Below are 26,261 nucleotides of genomic sequence, written 5' to 3' on the forward strand. Positions count from 1 at the left end.
GCTCCATTTGTTCTGGGCGGACGGAAAGACTGGCGTGCATTGCTTACTTGTCGATTTGGGTGCTGATGATTTCACCCTGCAAGCCAACGGGATTGAGAATGGTTTGCGCATTCGGACTATGTGCCACGGATTTGCGATGCAGCTCGGCAAACTGTTCGGGGGTCGCATCGCCCGTGACGTGAATTTTGTATCTGATATTCGGAAAGCCTACGGCAGTATTTGTGCTTAACCCCATAAAACCGCGCAGATCCAATGTTGCATCAAAGTCGATCCTGACCGTTTCCAACTGAATTCCCTCAGCCGTCGCCCCCGCGATAAAGCTGACCATCATGCAAGACCCCAGACCTGACAAAAGCAGTTCTTGCGGATTTGGTCCGTGGTTGTTGCCCATCAGCTGACGCGGTTCATCTGACTTCCAGCTAAAGGAGCGACTGACCTGATGTGGACCAACCTTCATCGGTTTGGTCTCGGTGCGTGACCGTGTGCCGCTCTCCCAGTTGATCTCAATACCGTAGTCCATCAGCGCCTCTTCGGGCGAGGCTGCGACTTCGTTCACGAATTCGCTTAAAGCGGCAGTGGGAATGCTGTTACGCATGTGACATTTCCTTTTGTGAATAGGTGACGGCCAAAGCTTGTTCGAAATCAGCGATCAGATCGGCCGCGTCTTCGATGCCCACCGACAAGCGCACACAGCCCGGATCGATGCCGACGTTACTGCGCTGGCGCGATGTGAATGTTGCCTGAGACGTGTTGAACGGCAGACTAATCAAGCTTTCTACGCCACCAAGGCTGGTTGCTTGTTTTGGAATTTGGAGCGCATTGACCAGTCGCAGCGCCGCCGCGTCACCACCTTCAATGACAAAGGTGATATTGCCCGTGCCATTCTTAAGCAGGCGCTTGGCGGTCGCATAGTCAGGGTGGCTTTCCAAAAACGGGTAGAACACTTTTTGAACTTGCGGATGAGCCTCAAGGTAATGCGCCAAGACAGTCGCACTTTCTTCATGCGCACGCATACGAATTGCGAGGGTTTTCAGCCCGCGCTCCAGCAGGAAACAGGCGTGGGGATCAAGCGAGCCGCCGTAGTTCAGCAACCGCGGCCAGATCATATCGATCAATTTGCGCGAACCCGCCGCCACACCCGCGATCAGGTCACTGTGTCCGTTCAGATATTTGGACGCGGAATGGATCACCACATCAACGCCGTGATCCAGCGTACGCATGGAAATCGGTGGCGCAAAGGTCGCGTCCACAACCAGTCGCACATTGCGGCGCTTTGCAATTTCAGCAAGGCGTGGGATGTCGATGACCTTCAGCAAGGGATTTGTGATCGCCTCGAAATACATCAGCTGTGTATTGGGCTGGATCGCGGCCTCGATCGCTACAAAATCATACGAGTCGACCATCGTGCAGGACATCCCGAAGGTCGGAAACTCTTGGTTGAACAGATTGTAGGTGCCGCCGTAGAGATCGCTGGAGGCTACAACATGCGCGCCCTTGTCCATTAACGCCATGACTGTGCTGGTGATCGCGGCCATGCCTGAGCTAAAAACAATCGCGGACTCCGCACCCTCAAGTGCTGCCAGTTTCTCTTGCACAGCCCATTGCGATGGATTGCCGTAGCGCGAGTAGATAAAGCGGTCGCGCGCGAAACCTTCCTCTACCGATTGATATTGGTTTTCACCCAGCACAAAAGTAGAGGCTTGATAGATGGGCGTTCCAACTGCGCCTGTGCGTGGATCGTCATGCGTGCCCGCATGCACGGCAGTGGTTGACATGCCTTGCCCCGCTGATGCGTGACCAGCCAGAAAAGGGCCTGCGTGCCGTGTGCGGTCAAGATCAGCTATCCAGCCACCAGATGTGCGCGCAGGCGTGGTGCTGTTTGGATCGCCTAAGATGTTTGCGTTGGACATGTGTCGCTCCGGATCATTCAGTGAATTGATTGTGTGCATTCAGCGCTGTGGTCAGGTCGTCGATGATGTCGCCTACGCCCTCTAAGCCGACAGAAAGCCGCACCAAGCCTTCCGCGATCCCGTGTGTAGCGCGTTCTTCGGGGGTGTAAGTCGCGTGGGTCATGCTTGCGGGGTGCTGGATAAGACTTTCCGCGTCGCCAAGGCTGACTGCGCGCTGGATTAATTTCAGCCGGTTCATCATCGCAATGCCGCCCGCTTTCCCGCCTTTCACTTCAAACGGGATCATGCCGCCGAAGTTCGTCATTTGGCGACGCGCCAGTTCTTTCTGGGGAAAGCTGTCAAGCCCGGGGTAAGAGACATTCAACACTGCAGGGTGGGCTTCCAATGCCTGCGCAACCTTGAGTGCCGATTGGCAATGCCGCTCCATGCGCAGTTCCAGGGTTTTGATCCCGAGCAGCAAGAGCATCGCCGTCAGCGGCGACATCACCGCACCTGTCATATCCTTCACGCCGACCAACCGGATCTGCGTGATATCCGCGAGTGACCCGACGACAAGACCAGCAACAACATCCCCATGACCACTTAGAAATTTCGTGGCAGAATGCACAACGATGTCCGCCCCATGTGAAATCGGGCGCGTCAAAACAGGGGTCGCATAGGTATTATCGACCACCACCTTGGCGCCTGCACGGTGCGCGATCTCGGACACTGCAGCGATATCAACCAGCCGGTTATTCGGGTTCGCAGGGGTCTCGAAATACACGATTTTTGTTTTGGCAGTGATGGCCGCCGCTAGGTTTGCAGGGTCGGTCATATCCACCAAAGTCACCGTTACCCCGAACCGTGGCAGCCCATGCGTCATGAACGCAAAGGTGCAGCCATAAAGCGTTTTGTCGATGATCACCTCGTCACCCGCAGCAAGAAACGACCACATCGTCGAGGTGATCGCCCCCATGCCCGATGCGGTGCATAGGCCTGCCTCAGCGCCCTCAAGATTAGCGATCCGCTGCTCAAGATGATCCAAGGTCGGGTTGGAGATCCGTGAATAAAAGTGCCCTTCTTTTTCACCTGCAAACATCGCCCCGCCGTCTTCGGCCGTCTCGAACGTAAAAGTCGACGTCATGTAAATCGGCGGGTTTAATGCTCCCTGTGCCGATCTGGCGTCATATCCGTGGTGAATTGCGCGCGTTGAAAAATCGAAGGTGTTGGCCATGACATGTTCCCTAAAGTGACAAGACCACTATCCACTAGCTCGTCAGGCTTTTAGTTGCTAAGTTGACCCCAAAATTATGAGAGATTAGCATAATATGCCAACGCAGACCCAAATTGACGCTACAGATCGTAAAATCCTGCGGGCGCTGCAACGCAATGGTCGCATTACGAACCTTGATCTCGCGGCAGAAGTGAACCTTTCACCCTCGCCGTGCCTGCGTCGGCTACGCAATCTTGAGGCCAACGGCGCGATAAAAGGCTACAGCGTTAACGTGGACTCAAAGGCTTACGGGTTACCTGTCGAGGTCATGGTTCAGATCCGCCTTGATAAGCACACCAAGGAAACCGTCGCGCGCTTTGAGGCGCGTATGCGCGACATTCCCGAGGTGCTGGAATGTTTCGTGATGACCGGACATTCTGATTATTTGCTCCGTGTGGTAGTGAGCGATCTGGAAGACTACGAACGGTTTGTGCGCGAACGGCTTCATCCCATTGGCGGCATCGGTTCGATTGACACCAGCTTTGTCTATGGCGTCGTTAAACGGACGAATGTATTCCCAACTGTGGATTAGACTATGGTGTTAGGTATTGAACGAGGATCGATCATGGTCGTGGCGTGAGGTAACTGAGTTTTGGGTGTGATTTGACTGCCGAGATCTTTCAGAATGTGATTTTACACAGCGCTCCGTTGGGTGTCAAAGCTCATAGCCAAAATAGTCGTGGTTAGTGGAATTTGGACAAGTGCAGGCAAATGCACCAAAAGTGAGCAGCTTTTATTACCTGCCAAACTGCTATGGCTCCGATATTGGGGCCACACATAAAAGCAGCCATTCGAAGTCATAAGTTCGACGGCAGCTTCGTCCCGCATGTTACCAGTTCATGCGCGGTGCAGCGAAAGGCGATGTGTCCCAGATCGGCCTTTCATGATCTGCGCGGCGAAAGTGCTGGAAGAGCCCAAAGTTCCGGACTCGCTGCGCAGTGGCGAATGTCGGTTTCCGGTTCGCACGTCAGCTTTTCCGCCAGATCACTCGGTTTCTGACAGATCACTCCGCGCATCCCGGATGATCATCCATGACGAATGCAGGAACAGCCCTGCGATGGCGAAAGCAACGATGAGGTCAGGCCAGGCACTGCCGAGCCAGGCGACCAGTCCGGCAGCGATCACCACGGCGAGGTTGCCGATGGCGTCGTTCCGGGAGAACAGCCATACGGCCCGCATGTTGGCGTCGCCCTTGCGGTGTTTTAGCAGCGGCAGCACCGCAAGAATGTTTACGATCAGCGCGCCCACGGCGAAGGCTCCCATTAACCCGGCCTCTGGTGTCGTCTGATTCAGGACACGCCAGATTGTGCTGCCGACAACGCCAAGCCCCAGAAATCCCAAGAACACGCCCTGGATCATCGCCGACCGCGCCCGCCATGTCAGACTCCAACCGATAGCGAGCAGGCCCAGAAAGGTGATTGCGCCGTCGCCCAAAAAATCCAGGGCATCTGCTTTCAAAGCTTGCGATCCGGACAGGAACCCGCCGAACATCTCGATCACCCCGTAGCCGAGATTGAGCAGGACCACGATCCAGAGCGCGCGGCGATAGCTCGGGTCTTTGTAAGCCGGATCGGACGATGTATCCCCGCTCTTGATCAGCTCAAAGCCATAGCCGGTTGCGTCCAGTGCTGGACGCACTTTCGGCAAGTCGTCTTCGGCGATCCGCAATGTCATGACATGGGTTGCGGCAGACACCTTCACATCGCCTTCAGCCACGCCCGCAGACCGAGCGGCCCGTTCGATCTCGGCGGCATCCTTGGCGCAGTCCATGCCATGCACCCGCATCCGGATCGGCAAAGACGTTGTAGGCAATGTGGTGTTATCTGCTCGGCTCATATGCGATCCTCTTGAAGGTAGCGTGCGAAAGAAGTCGCCGCTAACGTATCAGTGGATAATGATATGACATTGCAAAACATTCAAGACGATCTTTCGGCAGCTGACACCCTTGAGCCGCGGGCAAAGCTCTTCCGGGGTCTCGGCGACCCCAGCCGTCTTGCGATCCTCGATGCGCTACTGTCGGACGAACGCAGCGTGCAGGAAATCGTTACCCAAACAGGGCTTGGTCAGCCCAATGTCTCGAACCATCTGCGCTGCCTTTTGGATTGCGGTCTGGTCAGTCGCAGGAACGAAGGTCGGTTCGTCCGGTATCGCCTTGCGGACAGGCGGATCGCTGATCTCATCCGCGACGCAGATCAACTACTTGCCTCGACAGCCGTAGGGGTCGATGCCTGCCGAAGCTATACGGGTTAACCGACGTGTCCTGCTGCAATGTTCTATTGGTGCGCCAGGCCTAAAGCAGCCATTTGCGCAGCCGCAGCAAAATGGCGCTTTGTCCGCTCTCCGGACCTTGCCACCGACAGCAGCGAACGGCCGCTACTTGCGTAGCTCAGCATGCTCAAATTTCGGCAGTTTTATGGCACCGCTGTCATTGTCGGCGCTAGTAGTTCACCTGTTCGAAGCCGTAGTTTCCCTCATAGTCACGCCAATCGACGAAGACAGATCGTTGATAGATACCCGGGCAATTCTGGCCCCAACGTTCAAGTCCCACATGGGCCTCGGGCAGGGCAGTTATGGAAGATCGTTGCCAAGTGAAGTCACCTTGGGTGCCATATGTGCCTATATAAACGCTTGCACTACGTTCACAGTCTCCTTCGCTGCCAGCGTGATACTGGCGGGCATAGCGAACATCAAAGACGCGAATTGACCGCACGAAATTGAACTCAGGTCCGCTGATATCGATGTTCGCGCGATCCTGAACGAGCCGGAGTGCCTGGTCGGTGGGAACGAAATTGTCCACTAGCAAGGATTGGAGCGGTCGACGGCTGTCAGCCTGGTACAAGGCTTCAAGGATGTGGCCAGCGTTGTTTGATGGCCGATCGCCCTCATAGGAGGCGCCCATGGGACAGCGCCAGATTTGCAGCGGCGGTTCCACCGGCCAGGGCGTGATACGCCTGATGAATTCAGCGCGGGCCCGGGCGCAAGGGACGGAAGCAGGCCAGCCGCCAGACAGACACAAGAGGATCGCGCAATCGATCGGGTATGTCTGCGCGCGGGCGGGTGCAGGCAGCGAAAGGCCTGTCACGGTCAAAGCGACTGCGACCGAGGGGAGGAGCTTCTTGATTGGATGGCGCATGCTGAGAAACCTCCGTGACAGGAGTTCAGCATACATACGATAATATACTATCGCAACACTAAGTATAAAAACGCATAATGAAGTTTATGTTAACCAACTGGCGCCCTGAGCCGCTAAAACATTACGATTTGATAATGCCCCGGCAAGGGCAGTGCCACCGTACCAAAGTTACTCCTTTGCGAAAGGAGCGACCATGTTCAGAACTTTCGGATTGCTCTTGGGTCTCGCAACTGCTGTAGCTCTTTTGTTTATGGTTTCGAACAGATGCTGTCTTCTGCGAAGGCATCTGATTGAAAGCTACTCTACCTTTCACTTGCCCAGGCGATTGCCGCCTTCATTTCCGCCGGGTCGAACTGACGGAGTTCTGCCGTGGTCAGCACGTCGGCGAACCTGGTTCCCCACTCCAACAAAGCCCCTTCGCCCACCACAGCGACGCGGCGGAAGTCATTCCTATGGGCTGTGTCGATTTTCAGATCTTCGAGCAGAGCGGACGGCCCATCGTAGCCTTCGAACCTCGTGAGATCGAGAACCAGGCCGGGCTTACTTGTCTCTTGCAGGCGCTCATGAAGCAGGGCGTGCATCCGTTTCAGGTCGCTTTCGCTGAGCTTGCCCTCGCAGGCGAGGCCAATCGTGTCGTCATGAGCTGTCAGTGTCTCGGTGAACATGGTTTTCCTCCTCTTTTTCCGGTTTGCCGTGACCGTAAAGGTCAGCGTTTTCGTGTGCGCGGTCTTCGTGCTCAAATTCCAGACTCGAATGACCGATGCTGAAATCGTCCTTCAGCCGGTCCTTGATCGCGGCCTTGATCTTTTCGATTTGACCCCAGCCGTCCGCTGTCAGCACGACGTGGCAGTCCAGAGCCGCCTCGTGCTCCTGCATCTGCCACAGATGCACGTGATGAACGTCCGCGACACCATCCACACCCCGCATCGCCTGAACGACGGTTTCATTATCGATGTCCGGTGGACTGCCGAGCATCAGCGTCCGAATCGGACCGCCGATCTCGGTAAATGCGAGGTAGAGGATGTAGAGAGCGATGCCGATGGTGATCGCCGGGTCGACCCACCGCATGTTGTAGAGGAGGATGAGCGAGCCGCCGATGATGACCGCCACGGAGGCCAAAGCGTCCGATAGGTTGTGCAGGAAGAGCGCACGGATGTTCACGCTGCCTTTCTGCATCGAATAGGTGAGCAGCGCCGTCAACGTGTCGACGACCAGTGCCACACCGCCCAGGATCACCACCGTCCAGCCCTGTACCTCTGGTGGGTCGATCATGCGCATGCCACCCTCGTAGATCAGGTAGAAGCCGATCAGGATAAGTGTCGTGTAGTTGATGAGCGCTGCGACGATTTCTACCCGCCCATAGCCGAAGGTCATGCGCTTGTCCGCCGGGCGGCGAGCGATCTTACGCGCGAAGAAGGCGATCACTAGCGACGCCATGTCCGAGAAATTGTGGAGGGCATCCGCGATCAGCGCGAGGCTGCCGGAAAGGATCCCGCCGACGATCTGCGCGACCGTCAGGAGGCCGTTGGCCCAGATGGCGATGGAGACGCGACGATCACCGGATTGAGGATCGATGTGGGCGTGGCCGTGATCATGCGGCACGGTTCGTCTCCTCATGGCGGTGGTTCGGCCGATCGAATCCGGGGACCGGCGGCAAGATTCCGCGGCGGATGCGGCGAACCCTGGCATTCATCCAGTGACGGATGACGTGGCGATAGAGCAAGTCGCGCACAAATCCGAAGTTCTGGCGGTGCTTTGAGTAAAAATCGTCGGGTGCGTTGAAGGTTCCAAGATCGCGAACAATACCGGTTTTCTGGATGTAGGTATCATTGCCGGACCAAGTGACAGGCGGGGCGCTCAGACACTCCGTTCCAACTCCGTAGCCGCACAGACTATCCGTCTCGCGGAATTTCTGCTGCAGCGTCTGCAGGAAAGGCGCGTCCAGGATGAAGCCTTCAAGATTGACCCATCCGTCGCCCAAGTCCACCTCGACCCAGGAGTGGAGGATTTCGGACGGCGCGAGGGGATAGACGAGTTCCGGAACGACGCCTCTCTGAAGCGCCTTGTGGATTGTGAACCCGTGCAGTCGGCAGCGAACTCCCACGCCACGCAGCAGGGCCATGAGGAGCGTGCCCTTGGTTTTGCACTGCCCGTGGCCATCTGCGAGGACCTCGGACGCCGGAATGTCGTCGGCGCGGTTGTAGCCGAAGGTAATCTCGTTCCTGACGAAATCGTAGATGGCCCCAATTCGGTCGTCGCTGGGAAGGTCTGCCCAGCCGCGCTCCTCGATCAGTTTTGCAATTGAGGTCGCGTCAAAATCCAGCAGCTGGGTTTTGGCCAAATGAGGGTCGGCGGGGTTCACGGGATATCTCCTCGAATCGTTCACGAGAATATGTAGTTGCTACAGTCACTGTAGCTTCAAGCCCCGATTTCAGGCGATGTCCTCACTTGCCTGATTGTCATCGTGCACCGCCTTACGGTGTTCACCATGCGCGTCTTTCAGGATTCCGACGCCACCCCAGGCCGCGATGCCGGCGACAATCACGCCCACGACAAGGTCCGGCCAGTTCGTTCCGAGCCAAGCCACGAGCCCGCCTGCGACGACGATTCCGAGATTGGCCGCGAAGTCGTTCCAGCTGAAGGTATTCGCCGCTCGGATGTTCACGTCTGGATCGCGAAGCCGTGCTAGCAGCCAGACGCAAAGTGCATTGATGGACGCCGCTACCAGCGCCATAACAATCATGATCGTGCCAAGAGGATCCGATCCGCCTACGTAGCGGCGCCAGGCGTCATACAGGATGCCAAGAGCGAAGAGGATCAGCAGGCCGCCCGAAACGTTCGCCGCTCCGCGCTTCCACTTGGCGGAGCGGGACAGCGCGAAGAGGCTGATCGCGTAAACGAAACTGTCCGAAAGATTGTCGAGGCCATTGGCGATAAGCGCGCTTGAATCGCCGAATGCGCCCGAGGCGAAGAAAGCGATTGCCAGCCCGATGTTGAGACCCAGCACGATCCAGAGTGTGCGTCTTTCCGTTGCGTTTCTCTGCTCCGCCATGTCAGGTATCCAAATTAGTGAATTGCCAATGAGTAACTAACGTCGGGCTTTTTGCGTTCCGATCAAAGGTCGTCGAAATTGCTCAGGCGCCGATCTCTTCATGGTCGGTCAGGCATTCGGAATGGTCGCGCAGTACCTCGAGCACACGGCAGTCTGAAGTCTGCCCGCCGCTGCACTCATGCACCATCCGCTTCAATTCCGTCCGCAGCGCCTCGAGCCGCGCCAATCGTTGCTCGACCTGTTTGAGTTGCCGACGGGCTATTGCATCCGCCTCCGCGCAGGACTTTCCCGGATGATCGCTGAGATCGAGGAGCTCACGGATCGCGTCCAACGAGAATCCCAATTGCCGTGCGTGCCGGACAAATGACAAGCGGTCGAGTTCGGCGTCGCCATAGCGTCGTTGGCCCCCCTCGGTCCTGCCGGGCTCAGGCATAAGTCCGATCTGCTCGTAATACCGGATGGTCTGCACCTTTGTTCCGGTCTTCTTCGCCAGCGTCCCAATCGTCAGCATTTCCGCTCCCCACATTACCTACAGTGGGTGTAGCTTTATGCGGTGCGCATCACAAGTTTCACCTGAGCTTCACAAATCGGTGATTGTTGGCCAATCAATGACAATCACGCTTGAACCTACAGTAGCTAGAGGATGTAGACGCACTCAAAATATAGAATCAAGTTCGGGCGGAGCGGCGTGAGGCTTTTAGGTCTTCAGAAGGTATTGTGGGTGTTGGCGGGCGCGGCGGCGTTCGTTTTCATCTGGCTGTTACTGTGGGCGGACTACCGCGCCGACCGTGCCCAAACCGAAGACGAACAACCTTTCTTTGCGCAGTTCGAACTCACGGATCATCGCGGCATGGTCCAAACGGAGGAAGATTTCGCAGGGCGCTGGATGCTGGTCTTCTTTGGCTTCACCAATTGCCCTGACGTCTGTCCGACAACACTGGCCGAAGTCGCGGCCGTGATGGACGGACTTGGCGAGGATGCCGCAAAAGTGCAGCCGATCTTCATCTCGATTGATCCCGAACGTGATACGCCAATGGCTCTTGCCGACTTTGTGCCGCGCTTTGATGCAGGTATCATGGGTCTGACCGGAACATCCGATCAGATCGCTGAGACCGCTGAAACCTTTCCGATCTACTACGAACAAATCGACGAGGCCAGCGCGCCGGATGGCTATACAATGGGGCACACATCAAACCTGTTTCTTTTTGATCCGCAGGCGGGCTTCGCTAATTCCTGGCCCTACGGCACACCTGCCGAAGAGATCCTTGCGGATCTGAGAGAGAGGATCTGATCGCCATGACCCGACTTTCCGGAGAAACGGCCCTTGTTTTTGCTTGGATCATTGCGCTTAGCGCATCGCTTGCCGTGCTCTTCATTGGCGAGGTACTGGGTCAAACGCCTTGCATCCTTTGCTGGTTCCAGCGCGCCTTCATGTTTCCCTTGGCTATTGTTCTTGGGCTCGGGCTGTGGTGGCAGGATCCCCGCGTGGGGCGCTATGGCGTTGCGCTGGCGCTTGGGGGGGCGGCAGTGGCGTTGTATCACCTCGGCCTCTATGTCGGGCTGATCCCCGAGGCGATTCAGCCCTGCACTGCGACCGGTCCCTCTTGTACCGACGACAACCAGGTGGTCTTCGGCATTCCGATTCCGCTGATGGCGCTTGTCGCCTTCACGATGATCGGGGTGCTGGCGGCCATTTCACTGAAGGAAAAACAAACATGAATCGACGCGGTCTCGTTCTATCCGTTCTGGCTGTTGGTGCCGTAGGTTTTGGCGGCGCGGCCTGGTATGCCACCCGCCCCCAACCCGTGGCAGAGGCAGTCCCTGTCGCGCCCGAAGTGAACGATGTGCTGATCCGGTCCTATTCCCCAATCCTTGGCCCCGGAACGGCACCTGTCACGATTGTCGAGTTTTTCGATCCAGCTTGCGAGGCCTGCCGCGCCTTCTATCCCGTGGTCAAGGATATCATGGCTGAGCACGGTGATGCGGTCCGTGTCGTCATTCGATACACTGCCTTTCACGGTGAAGCTTCGGTGGAAGCGATCCGTGTTCTCGAAGCTGCGCGGATGCAGGATGTGTTCGAACCCGTGCTGGAAGCGGTCTTGCGCGAGCAGCCACGATGGGCGTCCCATGGCACTCCGGCACCGGGTTTGATCCTTGAGATTGCCGCAAGCGGTGGTCTGGATGTCGAAGCTGCTCGGACACAGATGCTGGCCCCCGGTGTCGTGGCGGTGCTCAATCAAGACCGCGCTGATGTCGAAGCGGTAGGCGTGCGACAAACGCCCACGTTCTTCGTCAACGCCAAGCCGTTAGACCCGTTCGGTGAGGCGGAACTGCGGCGACTGGTGGGGGCGGAAGTTGCGGCCAGCCAAAGTTGATGCTCGGCCAGATACAGGAGAATTCTTCATGACCAAACTATCTTACATCAATGGTTTGCCCCTTGTCTTGCTACTCTCGGGCATGTCGTCTCCGGCATTTGCCGGTTCGGAGGATGTGGTCGTCGAAAACGCGTGGTCCCGTGCTTCAATCGGGGTAAACCGCCCTGGTGCCGTCTATATGACCGTGCGCAACACGGGCGAATACGCTGTGACGTTGACCGGACTTGCGACACCGCTAGCAATGATGCCCGAGATCCATGAGTCGAAAACCAACTCCAATGGCGTCAGTTCAATGGCGCCTGCAGGCGAGATCACGATTGAACCGGGCCAAAGCGTAGCATTGGAACCGGGCGGATTGCACGCCATGCTCATGATGCTGCAAAATCTGATGATCGAAGGCGAGACCTTCCCGCTGACACTGACGTTCTCGGACGGTGGTGAAGTGGCTGTCGAGGTCCCAATTCTGGGGATCGCCGCGCGCGGGCCGGAGAGCTGATGCAACGTCGGCATGTGGTCCAATACGGTGCAGCCGGTGTAGGCGCTGTCGCTCTGATGCTCGGGGTCGGCTGGTGGCGGGCGGATGGTCCCGGTGCACCAAAACCGGCCGGCCAAAGGCCTCTCCCCCTGTCGGCGATGGATTTCCGACTGACCGATCACGAAGGCAATGAAGTGGGCCCAGAAACCCTGATTGGACGCCCGACCATGGTGTTCTTCGGGTTCACCTACTGCCCGGATGTCTGCCCCACGACGTTATCGGATATCTCAGGTTGGCTTGAAGATCTCGGAGACGAAGCCGCGCAGATGAACGTGGTCTTCATCACAGTCGATCCGGAGCGGGACACGGTCGAGGCCATGGCCGAATATGTCGGCTATTTTCATCCGGCTATTCGCGGCTGGACGGGGCCGGCAAACCAGGTTGCCCGCGCTGCAGAAGGATTTCGTGCCTCTTATGAGCGCGTCCCAACCAAAGGCGGCGACTATACAATGAACCATACGGCAAGCGTATTCCTGTTCGATGCCAAGGGTGAACTCGTCACCATGATTGACTATCACGAGCCAAGAGAATTCGCAGTGCCGAAGATCCGGCGTGCACTGACAGAAGACGTAGAGGGGGCAACATGAAGATTAGAATTGTTTTGGCGAGCGCTGTGGTTGCAGGCGCTTTTTCGCTGACCGCCATTGCCATTTCTGGCGTTCTTTCTAAAGAACCAGTTCCTCCTGCGATTGCTGAAGCGACCCTCTGGACTCCCGATTCACTCTCGGAGCCGCAGATCGTCGAAACCAATTCAGTCCGCTCTTTTTTCGTTCAGGCGGATGACGAGTTCAGGTTCGCGCCCCTGCTCCCCCTGCCCGTCGCCCTGGCTGATGCGCCGATGCCATCTATCGAGCCCCCGCTGGTCACTTGGTCGCGCGAGATTGCGTCGGGCGAGACGCTTGATGCGGTCCTTTCCGATGCGGGGCTGGATGCCTCGGATCGCGCCGAAATCGCCTTGGCTATTGGCGCGGAGTATGATCTTCGCCGTTTGCGTCCGGGTCACGCCATTACCGTAGTATCCACAACGGACGGCACGCCGCGTCGTGTGGAACTCGCCGTCGAAGACAGTATCCGGATTGAGACCGTCTTCGGAGAACAGCTTGCCACCCGCGTGTTGAAGCCAGACCCTGAAATGGTGACGTTCGCGGCCGAGGCAGTGATCGAAAGCTCTGTCTTCGCGGCTTTGGACAAGGCAGGCATCCCTGCTCGCTTTGCGGTCGACATGGCGCAGATGCTGGGCGGCACAGTAGATTTTCGACGCGAACTTTCCGGTGGCGAGACGATGCGTCTTTTTTGGCGCGAAGCGCGCGACGGAAACGAGAGGATCGGTCAACCGGAACTTGCCTTCGCCGCACTGAACCTTGGTGAAACGGTCTACGAGATCGTCTGGCCGGATGACGGCAGCGGTAAAGCAATGATCTATGTCGATGGAGAGGTCCTGCGTGTCTTTGCCCAACCGGTGGAAGGAGCGCGGCTGAGTTCTGTCTTTGGCCGTCGCACACACCCGGTCTACGGGAATGTGCGCATGCACACCGGCGTCGACTTTGCTGCGACCCGCGGTACGCCTGTAAAAGCAACGGCACCCGGACGCGTGAGCTTCATCGGACGTCGTGGTGGGTATGGCCGGGTGGTGGAGATAGCGCATGGATCCGCCACCCTGACACGATACGCACACCTCAGCGAGGTGCCGGACACACTCGAACAAGGGCAGCGCGTGATGGCCGGAGACATGATCGGTCGCGTCGGTGCAACCGGCACCGCGACCGGCCCAAATCTCCATTATGAGGTTCTGGTCGATGGTCGCCCGACCGATCCTCTCTCAGACGACCGACTGGCAGAGGCGGCCGAGCGGGATGCTGATGACACGGCTGCACTTGAGCGATTGGCTGAAGCACGCGCGCTACTGGCCGAGAGGCTCACCAGCGAATTTGTGCAAACCACAACCGAAAGGCTTTAATCCATGAAACGACTGGCTCCCGCTCTTGCAGTCACGCTGGCCTTGTTTCCCGCGGCGCAAGCTGTCGCCGATGCGATCCAGATTGATGTCCGGAAGACAAACGGCTGCGGCTGTTGTCTGTCCTGGATGAAGCACCTCGAGGAAAGCGGATTCGCGCCGACAGGCGAGGACATGTTCGGGGGATCTCTTGTGCGCTTCAAACTCGACAATGGCGTGCCTCAGCGCATGGTCTCCTGCCATACCGCTTTGGTCGACGGCTACGTGATCGAAGGCCACGTGCCGGCGGCTGACATCCAACGCCTGCTGGAGGACCGGCCAGACGCGGTAGGCCTGGCGGTGCCGGGAATGCCCTACGGGTCACCCGGCATGGGACCGGAGGACGACCGGGAGGCTTACGATGTCTTCCTGATCCACGAAGACGGATCGACCGAGGTCTACACCAGCTACTCGGCTCCTGACTGAACTCGCGGCAGAACCTTAACAATTGGAACCCCTCTACCCCATAGCGCTTGGCTTTCTTGGAAGCCTGGCCGCCGGATCGCTGACCGCGGTCGGGGCGGTCCCCGTTCTTTTTGGGCGCATCCCGTCCCGGGCCTCGCGCGATCTGCTGCTTGGCTTCGCGGCGGGTGTCATGCTCGCGGCTTCGTTCTTCTCGCTGATCATCCCGGCTCTCGAAGCAGCTGAAGGACAGTTCGACAACGGTGCTCTCCCGGCGGCCATCGTTTGTGTTGCGATCCTACTTGGCATGGGCGCGGTCGCTCTGACGAACGAACGGCTGCCGCATGAGCATTTCAAGACGGGGCGGGAAGGCCCAGACTCTGCTTCGCTGCGCCGCGTCTGGCTCTTCATCATTGCGATCACGATCCACAATTTCCCCGAAGGACTCGCCGTTGGTGTCGGGTTCGGGGCTGACGGTCTTTCTGGTGGCTTGCCACTTGCGATTGGCATTGGGCTGCAAAACGCTCCCGAGGGTCTCGCCGTAGCGGTCTCATTGCTTGGTGAAGGATATTCCAGGCGCCGTGCGTGGGGCATTGCCGCCCTGACAGGTCTTGTCGAGCCGTTAGGCGGGCTTCTTGGGGCTGGGATCATCAGCATCTCGCAGCCGCTGTTGCCATGGGGCCTCGCCTTCGCCGCCGGGGCGATGCTCTACGTCATCAGCCACGAAATCATTCCCGAAACCCACCGTTCCGGCCATCAAAACAGGGCGACACTCGGTCTCGCAGTCGGCCTCGTGATCATGTTGTTCCTCGATGTATGGCTGGGATGATGAGATGAAACTGAGCCATTTCCAAGGTTTCATAGCGGCTGGAGTTGCTTTTCTTGTCGATCAGGTGACAAAAGCAATTGTCGTCGCCAACGCGGCAGATTTGAGCGCTGGAATTCCGGTCTTTCCCGGTTTCAATCTTATCTATCTGCGCAACGATGGCGTGACGTTCGGACTGCTTGGTGGAGCGCCATGGTGGAGCCTTACGGCGTTGGCCCTAGCTGTCTGCGGCTGGTTAACAGTCATGTTGGTACGCACTGCCAACCCGGTTGAGGCTATCGCCTATGGCGCGATTATCGGTGGCGCGCTCGGCAACGTCCTCGATCGCATCCGGTTTCGAGGTGTGACGGACTTCCTCGATTTCCATGCCGGATCCACACATTGGCCCGCCTTCAACATGGCGGATGTTTTCGTGGTTGGCGGCGTGGGCCTACTCCTCATAGCCCCTTGGTTGAGCGCCAAGTTTCAGGCTGGCACATGATGGCGGGCTTGCGACCACTGACGGGTCGTGGCCGTTACATTCCCCTGCGATCAGGGATTAGCTTTATGGCGGGCGGTTTAACGGTTTTAGCCCTTCCACCGTTCTCATGGCTCATCGTTGTTCCAGTCGCCTTCTCAGCACTCTTTCTCGTGCTCCGGCAGGTTTCGACAGTGCCTGCCTTCTTCATCGGCTGGGTCTTCGGAATGGGCCAGTTCGGGATTGGAATTTCCTGGATCGCCGAGAGCTTTTACGTCGATGCCGAACGTTTCGGCGCACTGGCGATCCCGGCGGTCGCGGGTCTGTCCGCCGGACTTGCCATCTTCCCGGGCATGGCGGCGATGCTTTTTGCCACCATCATGCAGCGCCGAGCTTTCGGCGGCATTGCGGCGAACCTTCTTTTTGCAACCTGCTGGGCGGTCACGGAATGGCTGCGGGGTCATATCCTGACGGGGTTTCCCTGGAACCTTGCCGCTTATGCCCTTGTCGACTATGCCGCCCTGCGCCAACCCGCCGCTTGGGTCGGAAGCTACGGTTTGGGCTTTCTCACGGTCTTCATCGGCATATTGCCAGGTGTGTTGACTGTGGCGGCGCCAAAGAGACGCGCGCCTGTTCTCGTGCTCTTCGCCGTTGCTGTGACGGGTCTCTGGGTTGGCGGTGCGCTTCGGTCAGGGCAGGACGTGCCGCCGACAGACGTTGCCTTGCGCATCGTCCAAGGCAATGTGCCACAAGTCGAGAAGTGGGCACCGGGCAGCCGCGAGCGAACCTTGGAAAAATACCTGGGCTTGTCCGCGCAACCCGGACGTTTCGATGTGCTGCTTTGGCCGGAAACGGCCTTTCCCGGTTTTCTGGACGAAGATGCTGCGGCACGCGCGCGGATATCTGCAGCTTTGCCAGACGGCAGGATCCTACTGACAGGTGCGCCTGACCGAGTGGAGGGCGATGGGGGAACCAGATATTTCAACACGGTTCAGGCCTATGACAGCAGCGGCGAGGTTCTGACGGGATATGCAAAACATCATCTTGTTCCGTTCGGGGAATATGTGCCCCTGAAAGGCTGGCTGCCCATTGAACGACTGACCGAAGGTTTGGGCGATTTCACGCCAGGATCAGGGCCACGCACGCTGGCGATCCCGGGTGCGCCTCTGGTCGCGGTGGCGATCTGTTACGAAATCATTTTTCCGGGCCAAGTAGTCGATGACCTTTTTCGCCCCGACTGGATTTTCAATGCAACAAATGATGCCTGGTTCGGTACCACCATCGGCCCCGAGCAGCACCTCGCCTCCGCGCGCATGCGCGCGGTTGAAGAAGGGCTTCCTGTGGTCCGGGCGGCCAACACCGGGATTTCCGCGGTCATCGACGCCAAGGGAGAGATCATCGCGCGCCTCGAGACCGGACAAACTGGTGTCATAGATGCCAGCCTGCCGACAGCGCTTGCGCCCACACCTTACGCTCGTTTCGGTGATTGGACATTGCTGGCGCTCATCTGTGCGGTCTGGGCCCTAGCCTTTACCGTCGGATTGGCCGGACGACGTTTCAATTCAGAAAAATCAAAATCGGAGGACTCGTGATGCTGGTGCTCGCAGGCTTTGTCGGAGGGGCGCTCTGGGGTGGCTATCTGGCGCAACGGCGGAAAGGGAACCGCCTGGATATACTTCAGTACGCGACAGGCTTCGGTATTGCTTTCGGCCTACTCGCTTTTTTCGCCTCGGTGATCCTCTTGCGCATCACGTCTTGAGATTGCTTTGGCACCGGCAACGAATTGAAACGACTGTTCAACATATTACTGTACTTACTCTTGGCGGTTTTTGCATCAGGACTGGCCGTATCCGGTGTCGTCTACTTTCTTTTGCGCGCCTCCGTCCCCGACTATGACGAGGACTTCAGAGTTGCGGGAATCGGAGGACCAGTCGATATTCTGCGAGATGCTGCGGCCATACCGCACATTTCTGCAGACTCTGCTGCGGATGCCTATTTCGCGCTTGGTTTCGTTCACGCTCAGGACAGGCTTGGCCAGTTATTGCGGGCAAGGCGGGCAGCGCAAGCCTTGTTGCCACTTGACCAGACGTTCGAAGTCGAGCCTTCGACAGCCCAGGCGCTCGACGCATATGCCGCAGGTGTCAACGCGTGGCTTGGTCTGGTATCCGAAGGCGGGCGCGGCAGAGGCTCACCCGATCTGTTGATCGCGGATGAGAGAATGATCGCAGCCTGGAGACCCGTCGATAGTCTCAGACTTGCTCAAGCGTTTCTGAACGATCTTCAACCCGAGAGTCGCCAGAGTGACCTGTCCGGCTTGTCAGACCGACCTTTTTTGCCCGAGCTGTTTATGACCTCGCCCAAGGTCAGCCTCGATGCTTGGGCGTTGCCTGGAGACAGAACAGCTATGGGAGCACCAATTCTCACCGCCGATATACGTGGCCCCTTATCGCTGCCTTCTGAATGGTACCTGGCGGATATTCAACTCCCGACCGGAGCCGCGATTGGGGCTACAATGCCGGGTGTGCCCTTCATTGTCGTTGGTCGCAGCGAACGCGTCGCTTGGGCGTTCCGATCTCTGTCACTGAATGCCCTGAAAGAGCCAGTGAGTCCCACCGCTGCGAAGGCCGGAAATTTTCTGGTGATGCTTGACCGTGTGGTGCGGTCCGCCGATGTGAACGATGCCATGGACGCAAGCATGAACCTGGCACCAGCCGGATTGGAGATTCTTGCGATCGACCGAGATACCCTTGCTCGCTGGCCTGACAGGGAGGTCGAAACCCTTTTATCGTTTCGAGACGCCCGTCTGGCTGCTCTTGATGAGCGGCAGCCGATATTCTCGGTCGAGGGCGCGATTGCGGTGCAGCGCGACACGGTCAGCGCTGCCGCGCGGGCGCTTCTTCCTCTAATGGCAAGAGAGCTCTGGTTCGTGGGTTCCACAGGTGCTCTCGAAGAAAACCGCGCAGATAAGCTTCGCGGCGTTATTCTGAATCAACTTGCCCAATGGAATGGCGACATGGATCGCTTTTCACCGGAGCCGCTCGTGTTCTGGGCCTGGGCGCGCGCGTTGCAAAAACGGATACTTCAGGATGAATTTCCATCCGCGACGAAGGTCTGGGCCATGCTAAATGCCGATGTCCTATTTGCGGTGCTTTCAGATCGGGGAGGAAGCGCAATCTGGTGCGACATCCGCCCGTCCACCCGCATCGAGACCTGCCAGGATCAGGTTCGTGCGGCCCTGGATGATGCCATCGGCTGGCTTGTCGACCGCAACGGACCCGATCCGTCCGCTTGGGTCTGGGGCGAAGCACACGCTTTGAATATGAGATGGGCGTCAATCCGATCGAGCGGGATCATCAGCGATCTGCTGTCTCTCGAAGCCCCATCTTCGGGCGCTCCCGACACACTGATTGCAACATTGTTTGCTTCTGACGATGACCTCCCGTTCGCGACCAGCGCGGGCACAAATTTTCAGGCGGTCATGTCGTTTTCGGAAGAAGCCGGTTCCTATTTCATCGCCCCCGCCGGTCAGTCCGGCCACCCGCTCTCGCGTTTCTATGAGAACCTGTTTCCAATGTGGATGCAGGGCAAATATCTCGCGATGTCCAATGATCTGTCATTGGCTCGGGGTGGCGCAGTGGGAACATCCCGACTTTCACCGGTATCCTTCGACAAGCTGACAATACAAGGTGACATGAGCCGATGATCACTTACTTCTTCCTTTTCGACCCGTTTGGATATGCGATTTCGCCAGTGTCGGTTGTTTCCGTCAGCTTGGCGGGCTGGTTCTACATGCGCGGCCTCACGCGATCCGCTCGAATTCGCGGGGCGGTTTCTATTTGGCGGCCGGCCCTGTTTTTCGTTGGCTTGACCTGCATTCTCGCGGCCACGAATGCGCCTCTGGCTTCGTTGGGGCACAGCCTCTTCTCGGTGCACCAGGTAGAACATCTTCTCCTCCGCCTTGCAGGACCACTGCTCATCGCGGTCTCGCAGCCGTGGCGATTCCTGCAAGTCGGTTTGAACAGACGGTGGCGTCGATACCTCGGCGCGCTTGGGAAATCTTTTGTTGTGCGGTTCATGGCACATCCGGTAACCGCGACTGCCTTGCTCATCGCGGCGCTCTTCGTCTGGCAGTTTCCGGTCCTCTACGGACTTGCGCAGCGCATCGCGGTGATCGAGATGTGCGCGCACTTTGCGATGGTGCTGGCTGGGATCTGGTATTTTGGCATGCTCTTCGACCCGAGAGATCCCCCTGAGGGCGCGAGGCGCGGCGCAAGGCTGATCTCCAGTTTTGCGGTGATCGTTTCAAACATTTTTCTGGGTTCCTTGACGACACTCAAAGAGGTGAGCCTCTATGCCTCCTACCAGACGGCGGCAACCGGGTTGCTCGATCCCCTGTCAGACGAAACCATGGGTGGCTACACGATCTGGGTCCCGTCCTCGATGCTGATGATCGCCGCGATCATTCTGGTCTTGAACGGGTGGAACGCGGCCGAGGTGCGTCGCTGGAATTCACGATACGAGTTGGTGCGAGGCTCGAACTCCGCGGCGCTCGAGTTTCCGGAAACGGCCGAAGAATTGCGTCTGAAAGTGGCCGAGCCAAACCGCGACATGGGCCGGACGCTCGCCATAGGTGCCTTGGTCATGTTCTTGATCGTCATCACAACGGTGGTGACAATTGTCTATGCGCTTTGAACAGAGGACCCACTCAAGGGTTGCGCCTACCTCTTTTCACGCGACCGGCATTTTCGCTGCATGGTCGGCGCAGGTAGGAATATTGGGCGCACTATTTCGTGCTGGCCAAACTCAGAGGACGCGATGGGTTGGACCAGAGTTGAGCATTGACTCAAATGCTACCCCGCCAACGTATGACTGCTGACGCTGCAGCCTCCTGAGTCTCGCCTTGCTGAATTTCGAGAGAACTCGATGCTGCGCTACTTGCCGCTCTGAAACTTCTGGAGGGCGTGCTTGAAGGCCTCCAGCGTGGTCGTGCTGACGTGATGCTCGATCCCCTCCGCATCGCGTTCCGCAGTCTCTTCGTCGATTCCCAGGCTGAGGAGAAACGCGACGACGATCCTGTGCCGCCGACGGCAGGCCTCGGCCAACTCCCGACCGGCATCCGTGAGGAATATCGCGCGGTAAGGTTCCCGCCGCACCAAACCAGCAGCCTTGAGTCGGGAGATGTTCTTGGTCACTGTTGGAGATTTCACGCCAAGCCGCTCGGCGATTTCGACCGGCCTAGCCTCCCCCCGCAACTCGATCAGCTCTGCGATCAGTTCCACATAATCCTCCGCCATCTCGCTTTCATGTGCCTGACGCACGGTCGCAAAGCCCTCAGCCTGCGCCTCGGGAGCCCGGTCGACCGCTTCGAATGGCTCACGCCCTTGTGATTGTAGCTTTGTCATACTCGGGACTTTGCAGCAAAACAGCGGGATTGACAACTTGTTTGCTTCGGGTAGATAAGTTAGCCATGGCTAACTTTTAAATTGGGAGACCACGGTGATTCAGAAATTCCTTGGAGCGTTCATTGCCGCACTCGCAAGTGCGCTCGTCCTGTCCGGACCTGTCGCCGCGACGCCGGCCAAGGAGGCACCTTGGCTTCCCGAGGCAGCGGCCTACCGTCTGACGCTCTTTCTTGGAAATCTCGAGCCTCTACCCTGGGACGACATCGAGACCGCCTGGACGGAACCCTACCGGGGTTCGGAATTCTCTGTCGGGGCGCTGGCGTGGCTGGACCGCAAAAGCGATATCGAGCCCGACGGTCTCCTGGACGCTATAATGCGCGAAGACCTGCAGGCGGTCTTCGCCGAGGCGACGCGGCTTGTAGCGCTCAGGATTGAGGAGAATTTGGACCGTGCTCTCGCGGCCGAAGAATCGGCGACAGCACAGCTGGCGGTGCAGACGGCACGCGAACTCTACCGTGCGTTTGAGGATGGTATCGCGGCGGCCGATCCCGAAGCTGCAAGACGCATCGGCCTCGCCTGGCTGGAGCTCAACAGCAGCACAGGTTCCGTTGGTGTTCTCGGCGCTGGCGCCACATCTGCGGATCGCGACACGATGGAAGCCGCCCGTGCAGTCATCTCCGGCTATCTTGCGGAGAACTACCTCCTGGACAGTTTCGCTCCGCGCCGGACGCTGAGCGCCCTGCCGGAGACAGCTGTGCTCAGCGGAAAGGTCATCGAGGTACCGCCAAGCCTGCCGCCTGGGTCCGACATCTTCGATCAGGACCCGCTGCCGCTGCTCGTGCTCAACTTCGAGGAACAGGGCATCGACGAGACCGATCTGCCGCTTGTTGCCTACGGCGACATGCTGTTCGACAGCGCGCAACTCTTTGGAAGCCCGGCGCAGGATCTCGGGATCGCCTGCTCGACCTGTCACAACCGCTCGGACGTCAACCAGCGGCTCTTCATCCCCGGCGCCAGCCACCAACTGGGCGCGATCGACGTGGACGGCGCCTTTTTCAACCCGATCTTCAATGACAGGCGCGACGACCCGCTCGACATTCCCAGCCTGCGCGGCCTGCGTTTTACCGGTCCCTACGGCCGCGATGGCCGCTTCGCCTCCTTGCGCGATTTTACCCGCAACGTGGTCGTCAACGAGTTCGGCGGGAAGGAACCGACGCCCTTCATGCTGGACGCTCTCGTCGCCTACATGCTCGAATTCGACTTCCTGCCGAATTCCATGCTGACGACTGATGGCCGTCTGACCGATACGACCCAAGAGGCCGCCCGGCGCGGCGAGGAGATCTTCAATACGCCCTTCGCCCGGCTCGGCGATCGGTCCTGCGCCAGTTGCCACGTGCCAGACGCGAACTTCCTCGACCGGCAGGCCCACGACATCGGCTCAGTCGCGCCGGGCTACGAGGGGGCCCGCGCCGGTGCGCTGGACACGCCCACGCTGCTCGGCACGGCCTATACCGCCCCCTATTTCCACGACGGGTCATTGCCGACGTTGGCCGCCGTCGTGGACTGGTTCGACGAGACGAAATCGCTTGGGCTTACCGAGGAAGACCGCGCCGACCTAACCGCCTATCTCGAGACCGTTGGCGCGGCAGACGAGCCCTATGAAGCCTTCGACACCGAGAACACCGCTTTCCGGCTGGCATTCGCCGAACTGACGACCTTCGCCTCGACAATCGATACGCTACTGCCGCGGCGGGACGCAGAGCATATCCTGCTGCTGACCGACACCGTGGCTGCGGACCTTTCGGCCGACGCCAGCACCATGTCGAACCTCCCCGCCCGGCCCGAGGTCTATGCGCTGGCCGAGCGGCTGGCCGCGGTCGGCGCCGCCGTCCGCGTGGAAGACTGGGAGGCCGCTGAAGCAAGCTGGACCGCGTTCAAGTCCGAAGCCGACGCAATCGAAGAGAGGGCATTCTGATGCCGGTCCATCTGACCCGTAGAACGATACTGACCTTGGTCGGCGCGGGCGCGGTGTCGCTGGCGACACCTCTCGCCGCGCAAGACGTAACCCTGCGGCTTGCCTTCATCCCGCAAGAGAACCCCGACAAGCTTCTGGGGGACATCGAGGCCATCACCGGATGGCTGGCAGAGGAGATCGGCGTCCCCGTCGAGGGGTTCGTCACCATCGACCATGCAGCGGCGGTCGAGGCGCTGCGCAACGGCGACGCGGATATCTCCTTCATGGGCGCCCTGCCCTTCGTTCTGGCCGAGGCCGAGATCGGTGCCGTGCCGCTCCTGTCCGAGGTCTACCGCGACGCGCCGAGTTATACGGGCCGCATCTTCGTGCGGCGCGACAGCGGCATCGGCGCGCTCGCAGACCTGCGCGGGCGCGACATCGCTTTTGCCGATCCGATTTCGGAATCGGGCTATCTCTACCCGCTCGCCGAATTCGTAGAAGCCGGGCTGATCGAAGACCCCGGACAGGCGGAAGCATTCTTCGGCCGCGTCTTCTTCGCGGGCGGCTACCAGCAGGCGATGCAGGCGATGGCCGAAGGCCTGGTCGATGCCGCAGGCGCCAGCCAGTATGCCGACCTGCTTCTGACGCCGCAGCAACAGGCAGCGGTAACCTGGATCGCGGAAAGCGCGCCGATCCCGAGCCATTTGGTGATCGCTCGCCCGGGGCTCGATGCCGCTCTGCGGGACCGTTTTGTCGACGCAATGCTGCGGCTCAACGAGCCGGAGCACCGCAACAAGCTGCGCTATTTTTATGGACCGGATGGGTACGTCAGGGCCGACGGCGCCGCCTATGACGGCGTACGCGATATGGCACGGCAATACGGGCTGTTGCGATGAGCACAGCTGTCGAAGTAGACGACCTGAGTTTTGCCCATACGGGCGCGGACCTCCCGGCGCTGGAGCGGGTCTCGTTTCGGGTTTCGGCGGGTGAGAGCGTCGCTTTGCTCGGCCCGTCCGGGGCGGGCAAGACGACCCTGCTGGCACTGCTCGACGGCAGGCTCCAAGGCTGGAGCGGGCGGGTATCGGTTCTGGGTGCGCCGCTCGATCCCGACCGTCCGCCGCCGAGCGCGCGCCGTCCGGATACCGGTTTCGTGTTTCAGGAGTTTGCATTGGTCGAGCGTTCCTCGGTTCTGCGCAACGTCCTGAATGGCCGCCTGGGGCGCATGTCGCCGCTGCGGGCCCTGTTGGGATCACCGACCAAACATGATCTGGAGATTGCGCGCACGGCACTTGCCGATTGCGGAATTGCCGATCTTGCCGAACGCAGGGTCGACAGTCTCAGCGGCGGCCAGCGGCAGCGCGTGGCCATTGCGCGGTGTCTCGCGCAGGAGCCACGGCTGATCCTCGCCGACGAGCCGGTGAGCAACCTCGACCCCACCCGCGCTGGGGAGGTCTTGGCGCTGCTGACCGGGGCGGCGCAAGCGCGCGGCGCAACGGCGCTGTTTTCCTCGCACCAGCCCGACCTGGCGCGGCGTTTCGCGCAGCGCATCATCGGCATGCGGGATGGGCGGATCGCCTTCGATGTACCGACCTCCGAGTTGAACGATGATGCGACGGCGGAGCTCTACCGCGAGGTCGAACCATTGCCCGGTCTCAGCCTCAGGGCGGTGTCCTGATGCAGTTTCGCGGGTTTGGCGGGTTCGTTACCAGCGCCCTGATCGCCGGCGCGATCCTGTGGTCCTTCGTAACGACCGACGTCGAGTTGTCGCGTCTCATGTCGGCCGGTCCGCGGATCGCCGATTTCCTCGGTCGCATGTTTCCGCCTGACCCGACGGTGATGGCCGAGATCAAGAAGGGCAGCGCGGAAACGCTGAGGATCGCGATCCTCGGCACCCTCGGTGCTGTGATCCTGTCCGTTCCCCTCGGCATTCTTGCGTCTGAGACGATGGTATCGCCTGCGGTGTTTCGGCCGATCCGAACGCTGCTTGCCTTCATCCGGGCGATTCCGCTGATCCTCGTGGCCATGCTCATGGTGGGCGCTGTCGGGCTCGGGCCGCTGCCCGGCATCATCGCGGTCGCCTTTCATGCAACGGGGATGCTCGCCAAGTTCTATGCCGAGGCGATCGACGGCGTGTCCCGCGCGCCGATCGCAGCACTTGAAAGCGCGGGCGCCGGGCCGCTCGTGCGGCTCAGATACGCGATCTGGCCGCAGATGGCGCCGGTCGTCGCCCGCGACACGATTTTCCGGTTCGAGTTGAACCTGCGCGAGTCGCTGATCCTCGGCATTGTCGGCGCGGGCGGGATCGGCTTTTACATCCAGACCTACGTGCGCTCTTTCCAGTATGATAAGGCGGCCAGCGTCACGATTGCCGTCGTCGTCATGGTCATCGCCATCGAAGCCATCAACGTTGCGCTGCGCCGTCGCTTCACCTGACGATCAGGCATAGATGTCGATGGGGGTTCCGTCCCTGACCATGGCGTAGATATCCTCGATTTGCCGGTCTGTGACGGAGATGCAGCCTGCGGTCCAGTCGCGCTTGTTCATCGGGTCGATCCCCTTGCGCGGCCCCCCGTGGATGAAAATGTCGCCGCCCGGCGATTTTCCTTGCGCCTTCGCAAACGCGATATCGGCCTCGTTCGGGAATGAAATGCCGATGGAGAGGTGGAAGAGGCTGTCCGGGTTGCGCCGGTCAATCAGATAGGAGCCCTCCGGCGTGCGGCCGTCTCCTTCGAACTGCTTGTGGCCTTCGGGCGCGAAGCCCAATCCGATGGGATAGGTCCGCAAGACATCATCCGTTCCGTCAAGAACCAGCAGCCGCTGCGCCTTGTATATACGCAGCCGGGTCACTTCGGGTCCGTTGTAGGACCGGAACTTGCTGGCACAGCCAGACAGGAAGGTGGCCAATCCGCCCAACAGCAAGACCCGCCGTGGAATTCTGGTATTCATCACTGCTCGACGCCCCTTTTGCGA

31 protein-coding genes are annotated in these 26,261 nt (G+C 59.2%); 19 read left to right on the forward strand and 12 right to left on the reverse strand.

Features of this window, described 5'->3' with window-relative positions; translation table 11 throughout:
• Positions 1 to 43: 43 nt before the first annotated feature.
• From FHS72_RS15030 to FHS72_RS15040, 3 genes are read right to left on the reverse strand one after another with little or no spacing between them, the layout of a single operon-like run.
• Entirely contained in the window at positions 44 to 595 is a 552-nt protein-coding gene (locus FHS72_RS15030) for an OsmC family protein (RefSeq protein WP_183530503.1), read from the reverse strand.
• Entirely contained in the window at positions 588 to 1,910 is a 1,323-nt protein-coding gene (locus FHS72_RS15035; RefSeq protein WP_183530504.1) for a trans-sulfuration enzyme family protein, read from the reverse strand. Before FHS72_RS15035 ends, FHS72_RS15030 begins: the two co-directional genes overlap by 8 nt.
• A gap of 13 nt (positions 1,911 to 1,923) precedes the next feature.
• The gene (locus FHS72_RS15040; protein WP_183530505.1) at positions 1,924 to 3,123 is read right to left on the reverse strand and encodes a methionine gamma-lyase; all 1,200 of its coding nucleotides are present in this window, start codon (positions 3,121 to 3,123) and stop codon (positions 1,924 to 1,926) included.
• 94 nt (positions 3,124 to 3,217) lie between these two features.
• Here FHS72_RS15040 and FHS72_RS15045 point away from each other — a divergent pair, with 94 nt between their 5' ends.
• The gene (locus tag FHS72_RS15045; protein WP_183530506.1) at positions 3,218 to 3,694 is read left to right on the forward strand and encodes an Lrp/AsnC family transcriptional regulator; all 477 of its coding nucleotides are present in this window, start codon (positions 3,218 to 3,220) and stop codon (positions 3,692 to 3,694) included.
• A gap of 452 nt (positions 3,695 to 4,146) precedes the next feature.
• On the opposite strand, the gene FHS72_RS15050 is transcribed toward FHS72_RS15045, so the two are convergent.
• Positions 4,147 to 4,998 carry a cation diffusion facilitator family transporter gene (locus FHS72_RS15050; protein WP_038068544.1) on the reverse strand — a complete coding sequence of 284 codons (852 nt, stop codon included), beginning with the start codon at positions 4,996 to 4,998 and terminating at the stop codon, positions 4,147 to 4,149.
• Between the two features lie 63 nt (positions 4,999 to 5,061).
• Here FHS72_RS15050 and FHS72_RS15055 point away from each other — a divergent pair, with 63 nt between their 5' ends.
• The gene (locus tag FHS72_RS15055) at positions 5,062 to 5,412 is read left to right on the forward strand and encodes an ArsR/SmtB family transcription factor (RefSeq protein ID WP_183530507.1); all 351 of its coding nucleotides are present in this window, start codon (positions 5,062 to 5,064) and stop codon (positions 5,410 to 5,412) included.
• A gap of 187 nt (positions 5,413 to 5,599) precedes the next feature.
• Here FHS72_RS15055 and FHS72_RS15060 read toward each other — a convergent pair whose 3' ends face one another.
• From FHS72_RS15060 to FHS72_RS15085, 6 genes are all read right to left on the reverse strand, one after another.
• A complete protein-coding gene (locus tag FHS72_RS15060) occupies positions 5,600 to 6,295 on the reverse strand; it encodes a hypothetical protein (protein WP_183530508.1) in 696 nt (231 codons plus the stop codon).
• Positions 6,296 to 6,597: 302 nt separating this feature from the next.
• Positions 6,598 to 6,960, reverse strand: a complete 363-nt coding sequence (locus FHS72_RS15065) for a SpoIIAA family protein (protein WP_050532584.1) — start codon at positions 6,958 to 6,960, stop codon at positions 6,598 to 6,600.
• Complete coding sequence (locus FHS72_RS15070) at positions 6,932 to 7,897, reverse strand: cation diffusion facilitator family transporter (protein ID WP_007803480.1); 966 nt, start codon at positions 7,895 to 7,897, stop codon at positions 6,932 to 6,934. Before FHS72_RS15070 ends, FHS72_RS15065 begins: the two co-directional genes overlap by 29 nt.
• A complete protein-coding gene (locus tag FHS72_RS15075; protein WP_183530509.1) occupies positions 7,887 to 8,657 on the reverse strand; it encodes a transglutaminase domain-containing protein in 771 nt (256 codons plus the stop codon). The genes FHS72_RS15070 and FHS72_RS15075 overlap by 11 nt, the downstream gene beginning before the upstream one ends.
• 69 nt (positions 8,658 to 8,726) lie before the next feature.
• Positions 8,727 to 9,347, reverse strand: coding sequence for a cation efflux transmembrane domain-containing protein (locus FHS72_RS15080; RefSeq protein WP_074637764.1), 621 nt, complete (start codon positions 9,345 to 9,347; stop codon positions 8,727 to 8,729).
• Positions 9,348 to 9,429: 82 nt separating this feature from the next.
• Positions 9,430 to 9,858 carry a MerR family transcriptional regulator gene (locus FHS72_RS15085; RefSeq protein WP_007803476.1) on the reverse strand — a complete coding sequence of 143 codons (429 nt, stop codon included), beginning with the start codon at positions 9,856 to 9,858 and terminating at the stop codon, positions 9,430 to 9,432.
• A 213-nt stretch (positions 9,859 to 10,071) separates the two neighbouring features.
• On the opposite strand from FHS72_RS15085, the gene FHS72_RS15090 reads away from it, so the two are divergent.
• The 13 genes from FHS72_RS15090 (at position 10,072) to FHS72_RS15150 (ending at position 20,627) form a co-directional block, all read left to right on the forward strand.
• On the forward strand, positions 10,072 to 10,638 hold the full coding sequence (locus FHS72_RS15090) for an SCO family protein (RefSeq protein ID WP_037953551.1): 567 nt from the start codon (positions 10,072 to 10,074) through the stop codon (positions 10,636 to 10,638).
• Between the two features lie 5 nt (positions 10,639 to 10,643).
• Positions 10,644 to 11,066 (forward strand): disulfide bond formation protein B, encoded by a 423-nt coding sequence (locus FHS72_RS15095; RefSeq protein ID WP_009824437.1) that lies wholly within the window; start codon positions 10,644 to 10,646, stop codon positions 11,064 to 11,066.
• A complete protein-coding gene (locus tag FHS72_RS15100) occupies positions 11,063 to 11,722 on the forward strand; it encodes a DsbA family protein (RefSeq protein WP_009824436.1) in 660 nt (219 codons plus the stop codon). The genes FHS72_RS15095 and FHS72_RS15100 overlap by 4 nt, the downstream gene beginning before the upstream one ends.
• Positions 11,723 to 11,750: 28 nt before the next feature.
• Positions 11,751 to 12,218, forward strand: a complete 468-nt coding sequence (locus tag FHS72_RS15105) for a copper chaperone PCu(A)C (protein WP_183530510.1) — start codon at positions 11,751 to 11,753, stop codon at positions 12,216 to 12,218.
• Complete coding sequence (locus tag FHS72_RS15110) at positions 12,218 to 12,844, forward strand: SCO family protein (protein ID WP_183530511.1); 627 nt, start codon at positions 12,218 to 12,220, stop codon at positions 12,842 to 12,844. The genes FHS72_RS15105 and FHS72_RS15110 overlap by 1 nt, the downstream gene beginning before the upstream one ends.
• Positions 12,841 to 14,214 (forward strand): M23 family metallopeptidase, encoded by a 1,374-nt coding sequence (locus FHS72_RS15115; protein WP_037953506.1) that lies wholly within the window; start codon positions 12,841 to 12,843, stop codon positions 14,212 to 14,214. Before FHS72_RS15110 ends, FHS72_RS15115 begins: the two co-directional genes overlap by 4 nt.
• A gap of 3 nt (positions 14,215 to 14,217) precedes the next feature.
• Positions 14,218 to 14,676 carry a DUF411 domain-containing protein gene (locus FHS72_RS15120; RefSeq protein ID WP_005647566.1) on the forward strand — a complete coding sequence of 153 codons (459 nt, stop codon included), beginning with the start codon at positions 14,218 to 14,220 and terminating at the stop codon, positions 14,674 to 14,676.
• Between the two features lie 22 nt (positions 14,677 to 14,698).
• Positions 14,699 to 15,481: a ZIP family metal transporter gene (locus FHS72_RS15125; RefSeq protein ID WP_009824432.1), complete on the forward strand. Its 783-nt coding sequence runs from the start codon at positions 14,699 to 14,701 to the stop codon at positions 15,479 to 15,481.
• Entirely contained in the window at positions 15,465 to 15,959 is a 495-nt protein-coding gene (lspA, locus tag FHS72_RS15130; RefSeq protein WP_009824431.1) for a signal peptidase II, read from the forward strand. Before FHS72_RS15125 ends, lspA begins: the two co-directional genes overlap by 17 nt.
• Positions 15,960 to 16,024: 65 nt before the next feature.
• Positions 16,025 to 17,527, forward strand: coding sequence for an apolipoprotein N-acyltransferase (gene lnt, locus FHS72_RS15135; protein ID WP_422802553.1), 1,503 nt, complete (start codon positions 16,025 to 16,027; stop codon positions 17,525 to 17,527).
• A complete protein-coding gene (locus tag FHS72_RS15140) occupies positions 17,527 to 17,694 on the forward strand; it encodes a hypothetical protein (protein WP_005641387.1) in 168 nt (55 codons plus the stop codon). Before lnt ends, FHS72_RS15140 begins: the two co-directional genes overlap by 1 nt.
• Positions 17,695 to 17,718: 24 nt before the next feature.
• Entirely contained in the window at positions 17,719 to 19,638 is a 1,920-nt protein-coding gene (locus FHS72_RS15145; RefSeq protein WP_009824429.1) for a penicillin acylase family protein, read from the forward strand.
• Positions 19,635 to 20,627 (forward strand): cytochrome c oxidase assembly protein, encoded by a 993-nt coding sequence (locus FHS72_RS15150; RefSeq protein ID WP_009824428.1) that lies wholly within the window; start codon positions 19,635 to 19,637, stop codon positions 20,625 to 20,627. The genes FHS72_RS15145 and FHS72_RS15150 overlap by 4 nt, the downstream gene beginning before the upstream one ends.
• A 239-nt stretch (positions 20,628 to 20,866) precedes the next feature.
• Here FHS72_RS15150 and mntR read toward each other — a convergent pair whose 3' ends face one another.
• Positions 20,867 to 21,337 carry a manganese-binding transcriptional regulator MntR gene (gene mntR / locus FHS72_RS15155; RefSeq protein WP_009824427.1) on the reverse strand — a complete coding sequence of 157 codons (471 nt, stop codon included), beginning with the start codon at positions 21,335 to 21,337 and terminating at the stop codon, positions 20,867 to 20,869.
• 94 nt (positions 21,338 to 21,431) lie between these two features.
• On the opposite strand from mntR, the gene FHS72_RS15160 reads away from it, so the two are divergent.
• From FHS72_RS15160 to phnE, 4 genes are read left to right on the forward strand one after another with little or no spacing between them, the layout of a single operon-like run.
• Positions 21,432 to 23,312: a cytochrome c peroxidase gene (locus tag FHS72_RS15160; RefSeq protein WP_074637767.1), complete on the forward strand. Its 1,881-nt coding sequence runs from the start codon at positions 21,432 to 21,434 to the stop codon at positions 23,310 to 23,312.
• Positions 23,312 to 24,187 (forward strand): phosphate/phosphite/phosphonate ABC transporter substrate-binding protein, encoded by an 876-nt coding sequence (locus tag FHS72_RS15165; protein WP_183530512.1) that lies wholly within the window; start codon positions 23,312 to 23,314, stop codon positions 24,185 to 24,187. The genes FHS72_RS15160 and FHS72_RS15165 overlap by 1 nt, the downstream gene beginning before the upstream one ends.
• Positions 24,184 to 24,966: a phosphonate ABC transporter ATP-binding protein gene (locus FHS72_RS15170; protein ID WP_009824423.1), complete on the forward strand. Its 783-nt coding sequence runs from the start codon at positions 24,184 to 24,186 to the stop codon at positions 24,964 to 24,966. The genes FHS72_RS15165 and FHS72_RS15170 overlap by 4 nt, the downstream gene beginning before the upstream one ends.
• On the forward strand, positions 24,966 to 25,724 hold the full coding sequence (gene phnE, locus FHS72_RS15175; RefSeq protein ID WP_009824422.1) for a phosphonate ABC transporter, permease protein PhnE: 759 nt from the start codon (positions 24,966 to 24,968) through the stop codon (positions 25,722 to 25,724). Before FHS72_RS15170 ends, phnE begins: the two co-directional genes overlap by 1 nt.
• Positions 25,725 to 25,727: 3 nt before the next feature.
• Here phnE and FHS72_RS15180 read toward each other — a convergent pair whose 3' ends face one another.
• On the reverse strand, positions 25,728 to 26,237 hold the full coding sequence (locus tag FHS72_RS15180) for a L,D-transpeptidase family protein (protein ID WP_037953501.1): 510 nt from the start codon (positions 26,235 to 26,237) through the stop codon (positions 25,728 to 25,730).
• Between the last annotated feature and the right edge of the window lie 24 nt (positions 26,238 to 26,261).

It is taken from the genome of Yoonia ponticola, from assembly GCF_014199395.1.
Classification (GTDB): domain Bacteria; phylum Pseudomonadota; class Alphaproteobacteria; order Rhodobacterales; family Rhodobacteraceae; genus Yoonia; species Yoonia ponticola.

Coding starts and splice junctions, on each gene's coding strand:
- FHS72_RS15030 (WP_183530503.1), bottom strand. CDS start 595: ATGCGTAACAGCATTCCCACTGCCGCTTTAAGCGAATTCGTGAACGAA.
- FHS72_RS15110 (WP_183530511.1), top strand. CDS start 12,218: ATGCAACGTCGGCATGTGGTCCAATACGGTGCAGCCGGTGTAGGCGCT.
- FHS72_RS15170 (WP_009824423.1), top strand. CDS start 24,184: ATGAGCACAGCTGTCGAAGTAGACGACCTGAGTTTTGCCCATACGGGC.
- FHS72_RS15050 (WP_038068544.1), bottom strand. CDS start 4,998: ATGAGCCGAGCAGATAACACCACATTGCCTACAACGTCTTTGCCGATC.
- FHS72_RS15120 (WP_005647566.1), top strand. CDS start 14,218: ATGAAACGACTGGCTCCCGCTCTTGCAGTCACGCTGGCCTTGTTTCCC.
- FHS72_RS15105 (WP_183530510.1), top strand. CDS start 11,751: ATGACCAAACTATCTTACATCAATGGTTTGCCCCTTGTCTTGCTACTC.
- FHS72_RS15060 (WP_183530508.1), bottom strand. CDS start 6,295: ATGCGCCATCCAATCAAGAAGCTCCTCCCCTCGGTCGCAGTCGCTTTG.
- FHS72_RS15140 (WP_005641387.1), top strand. CDS start 17,527: ATGCTGGTGCTCGCAGGCTTTGTCGGAGGGGCGCTCTGGGGTGGCTAT.
- FHS72_RS15080 (WP_074637764.1), bottom strand. CDS start 9,347: ATGGCGGAGCAGAGAAACGCAACGGAAAGACGCACACTCTGGATCGTG.
- FHS72_RS15115 (WP_037953506.1), top strand. CDS start 12,841: ATGAAGATTAGAATTGTTTTGGCGAGCGCTGTGGTTGCAGGCGCTTTT.
- FHS72_RS15040 (WP_183530505.1), bottom strand. CDS start 3,123: ATGGCCAACACCTTCGATTTTTCAACGCGCGCAATTCACCACGGATAT.
- FHS72_RS15150 (WP_009824428.1), top strand. CDS start 19,635: ATGATCACTTACTTCTTCCTTTTCGACCCGTTTGGATATGCGATTTCG.
- FHS72_RS15045 (WP_183530506.1), top strand. CDS start 3,218: ATGCCAACGCAGACCCAAATTGACGCTACAGATCGTAAAATCCTGCGG.
- FHS72_RS15165 (WP_183530512.1), top strand. CDS start 23,312: ATGCCGGTCCATCTGACCCGTAGAACGATACTGACCTTGGTCGGCGCG.
- phnE (WP_009824422.1), top strand. CDS start 24,966: ATGCAGTTTCGCGGGTTTGGCGGGTTCGTTACCAGCGCCCTGATCGCC.
- FHS72_RS15055 (WP_183530507.1), top strand. CDS start 5,062: ATGACATTGCAAAACATTCAAGACGATCTTTCGGCAGCTGACACCCTT.
- FHS72_RS15085 (WP_007803476.1), bottom strand. CDS start 9,858: ATGCTGACGATTGGGACGCTGGCGAAGAAGACCGGAACAAAGGTGCAG.
- FHS72_RS15095 (WP_009824437.1), top strand. CDS start 10,644: ATGACCCGACTTTCCGGAGAAACGGCCCTTGTTTTTGCTTGGATCATT.
- FHS72_RS15035 (WP_183530504.1), bottom strand. CDS start 1,910: ATGTCCAACGCAAACATCTTAGGCGATCCAAACAGCACCACGCCTGCG.
- FHS72_RS15180 (WP_037953501.1), bottom strand. CDS start 26,237: ATGAATACCAGAATTCCACGGCGGGTCTTGCTGTTGGGCGGATTGGCC.
- FHS72_RS15100 (WP_009824436.1), top strand. CDS start 11,063: ATGAATCGACGCGGTCTCGTTCTATCCGTTCTGGCTGTTGGTGCCGTA.
- mntR (WP_009824427.1), bottom strand. CDS start 21,337: ATGACAAAGCTACAATCACAAGGGCGTGAGCCATTCGAAGCGGTCGAC.
- lnt (WP_422802553.1), top strand. CDS start 16,025: ATGGCGGGCGGTTTAACGGTTTTAGCCCTTCCACCGTTCTCATGGCTC.
- FHS72_RS15065 (WP_050532584.1), bottom strand. CDS start 6,960: ATGTTCACCGAGACACTGACAGCTCATGACGACACGATTGGCCTCGCC.
- lspA (WP_009824431.1), top strand. CDS start 15,465: ATGTATGGCTGGGATGATGAGATGAAACTGAGCCATTTCCAAGGTTTC.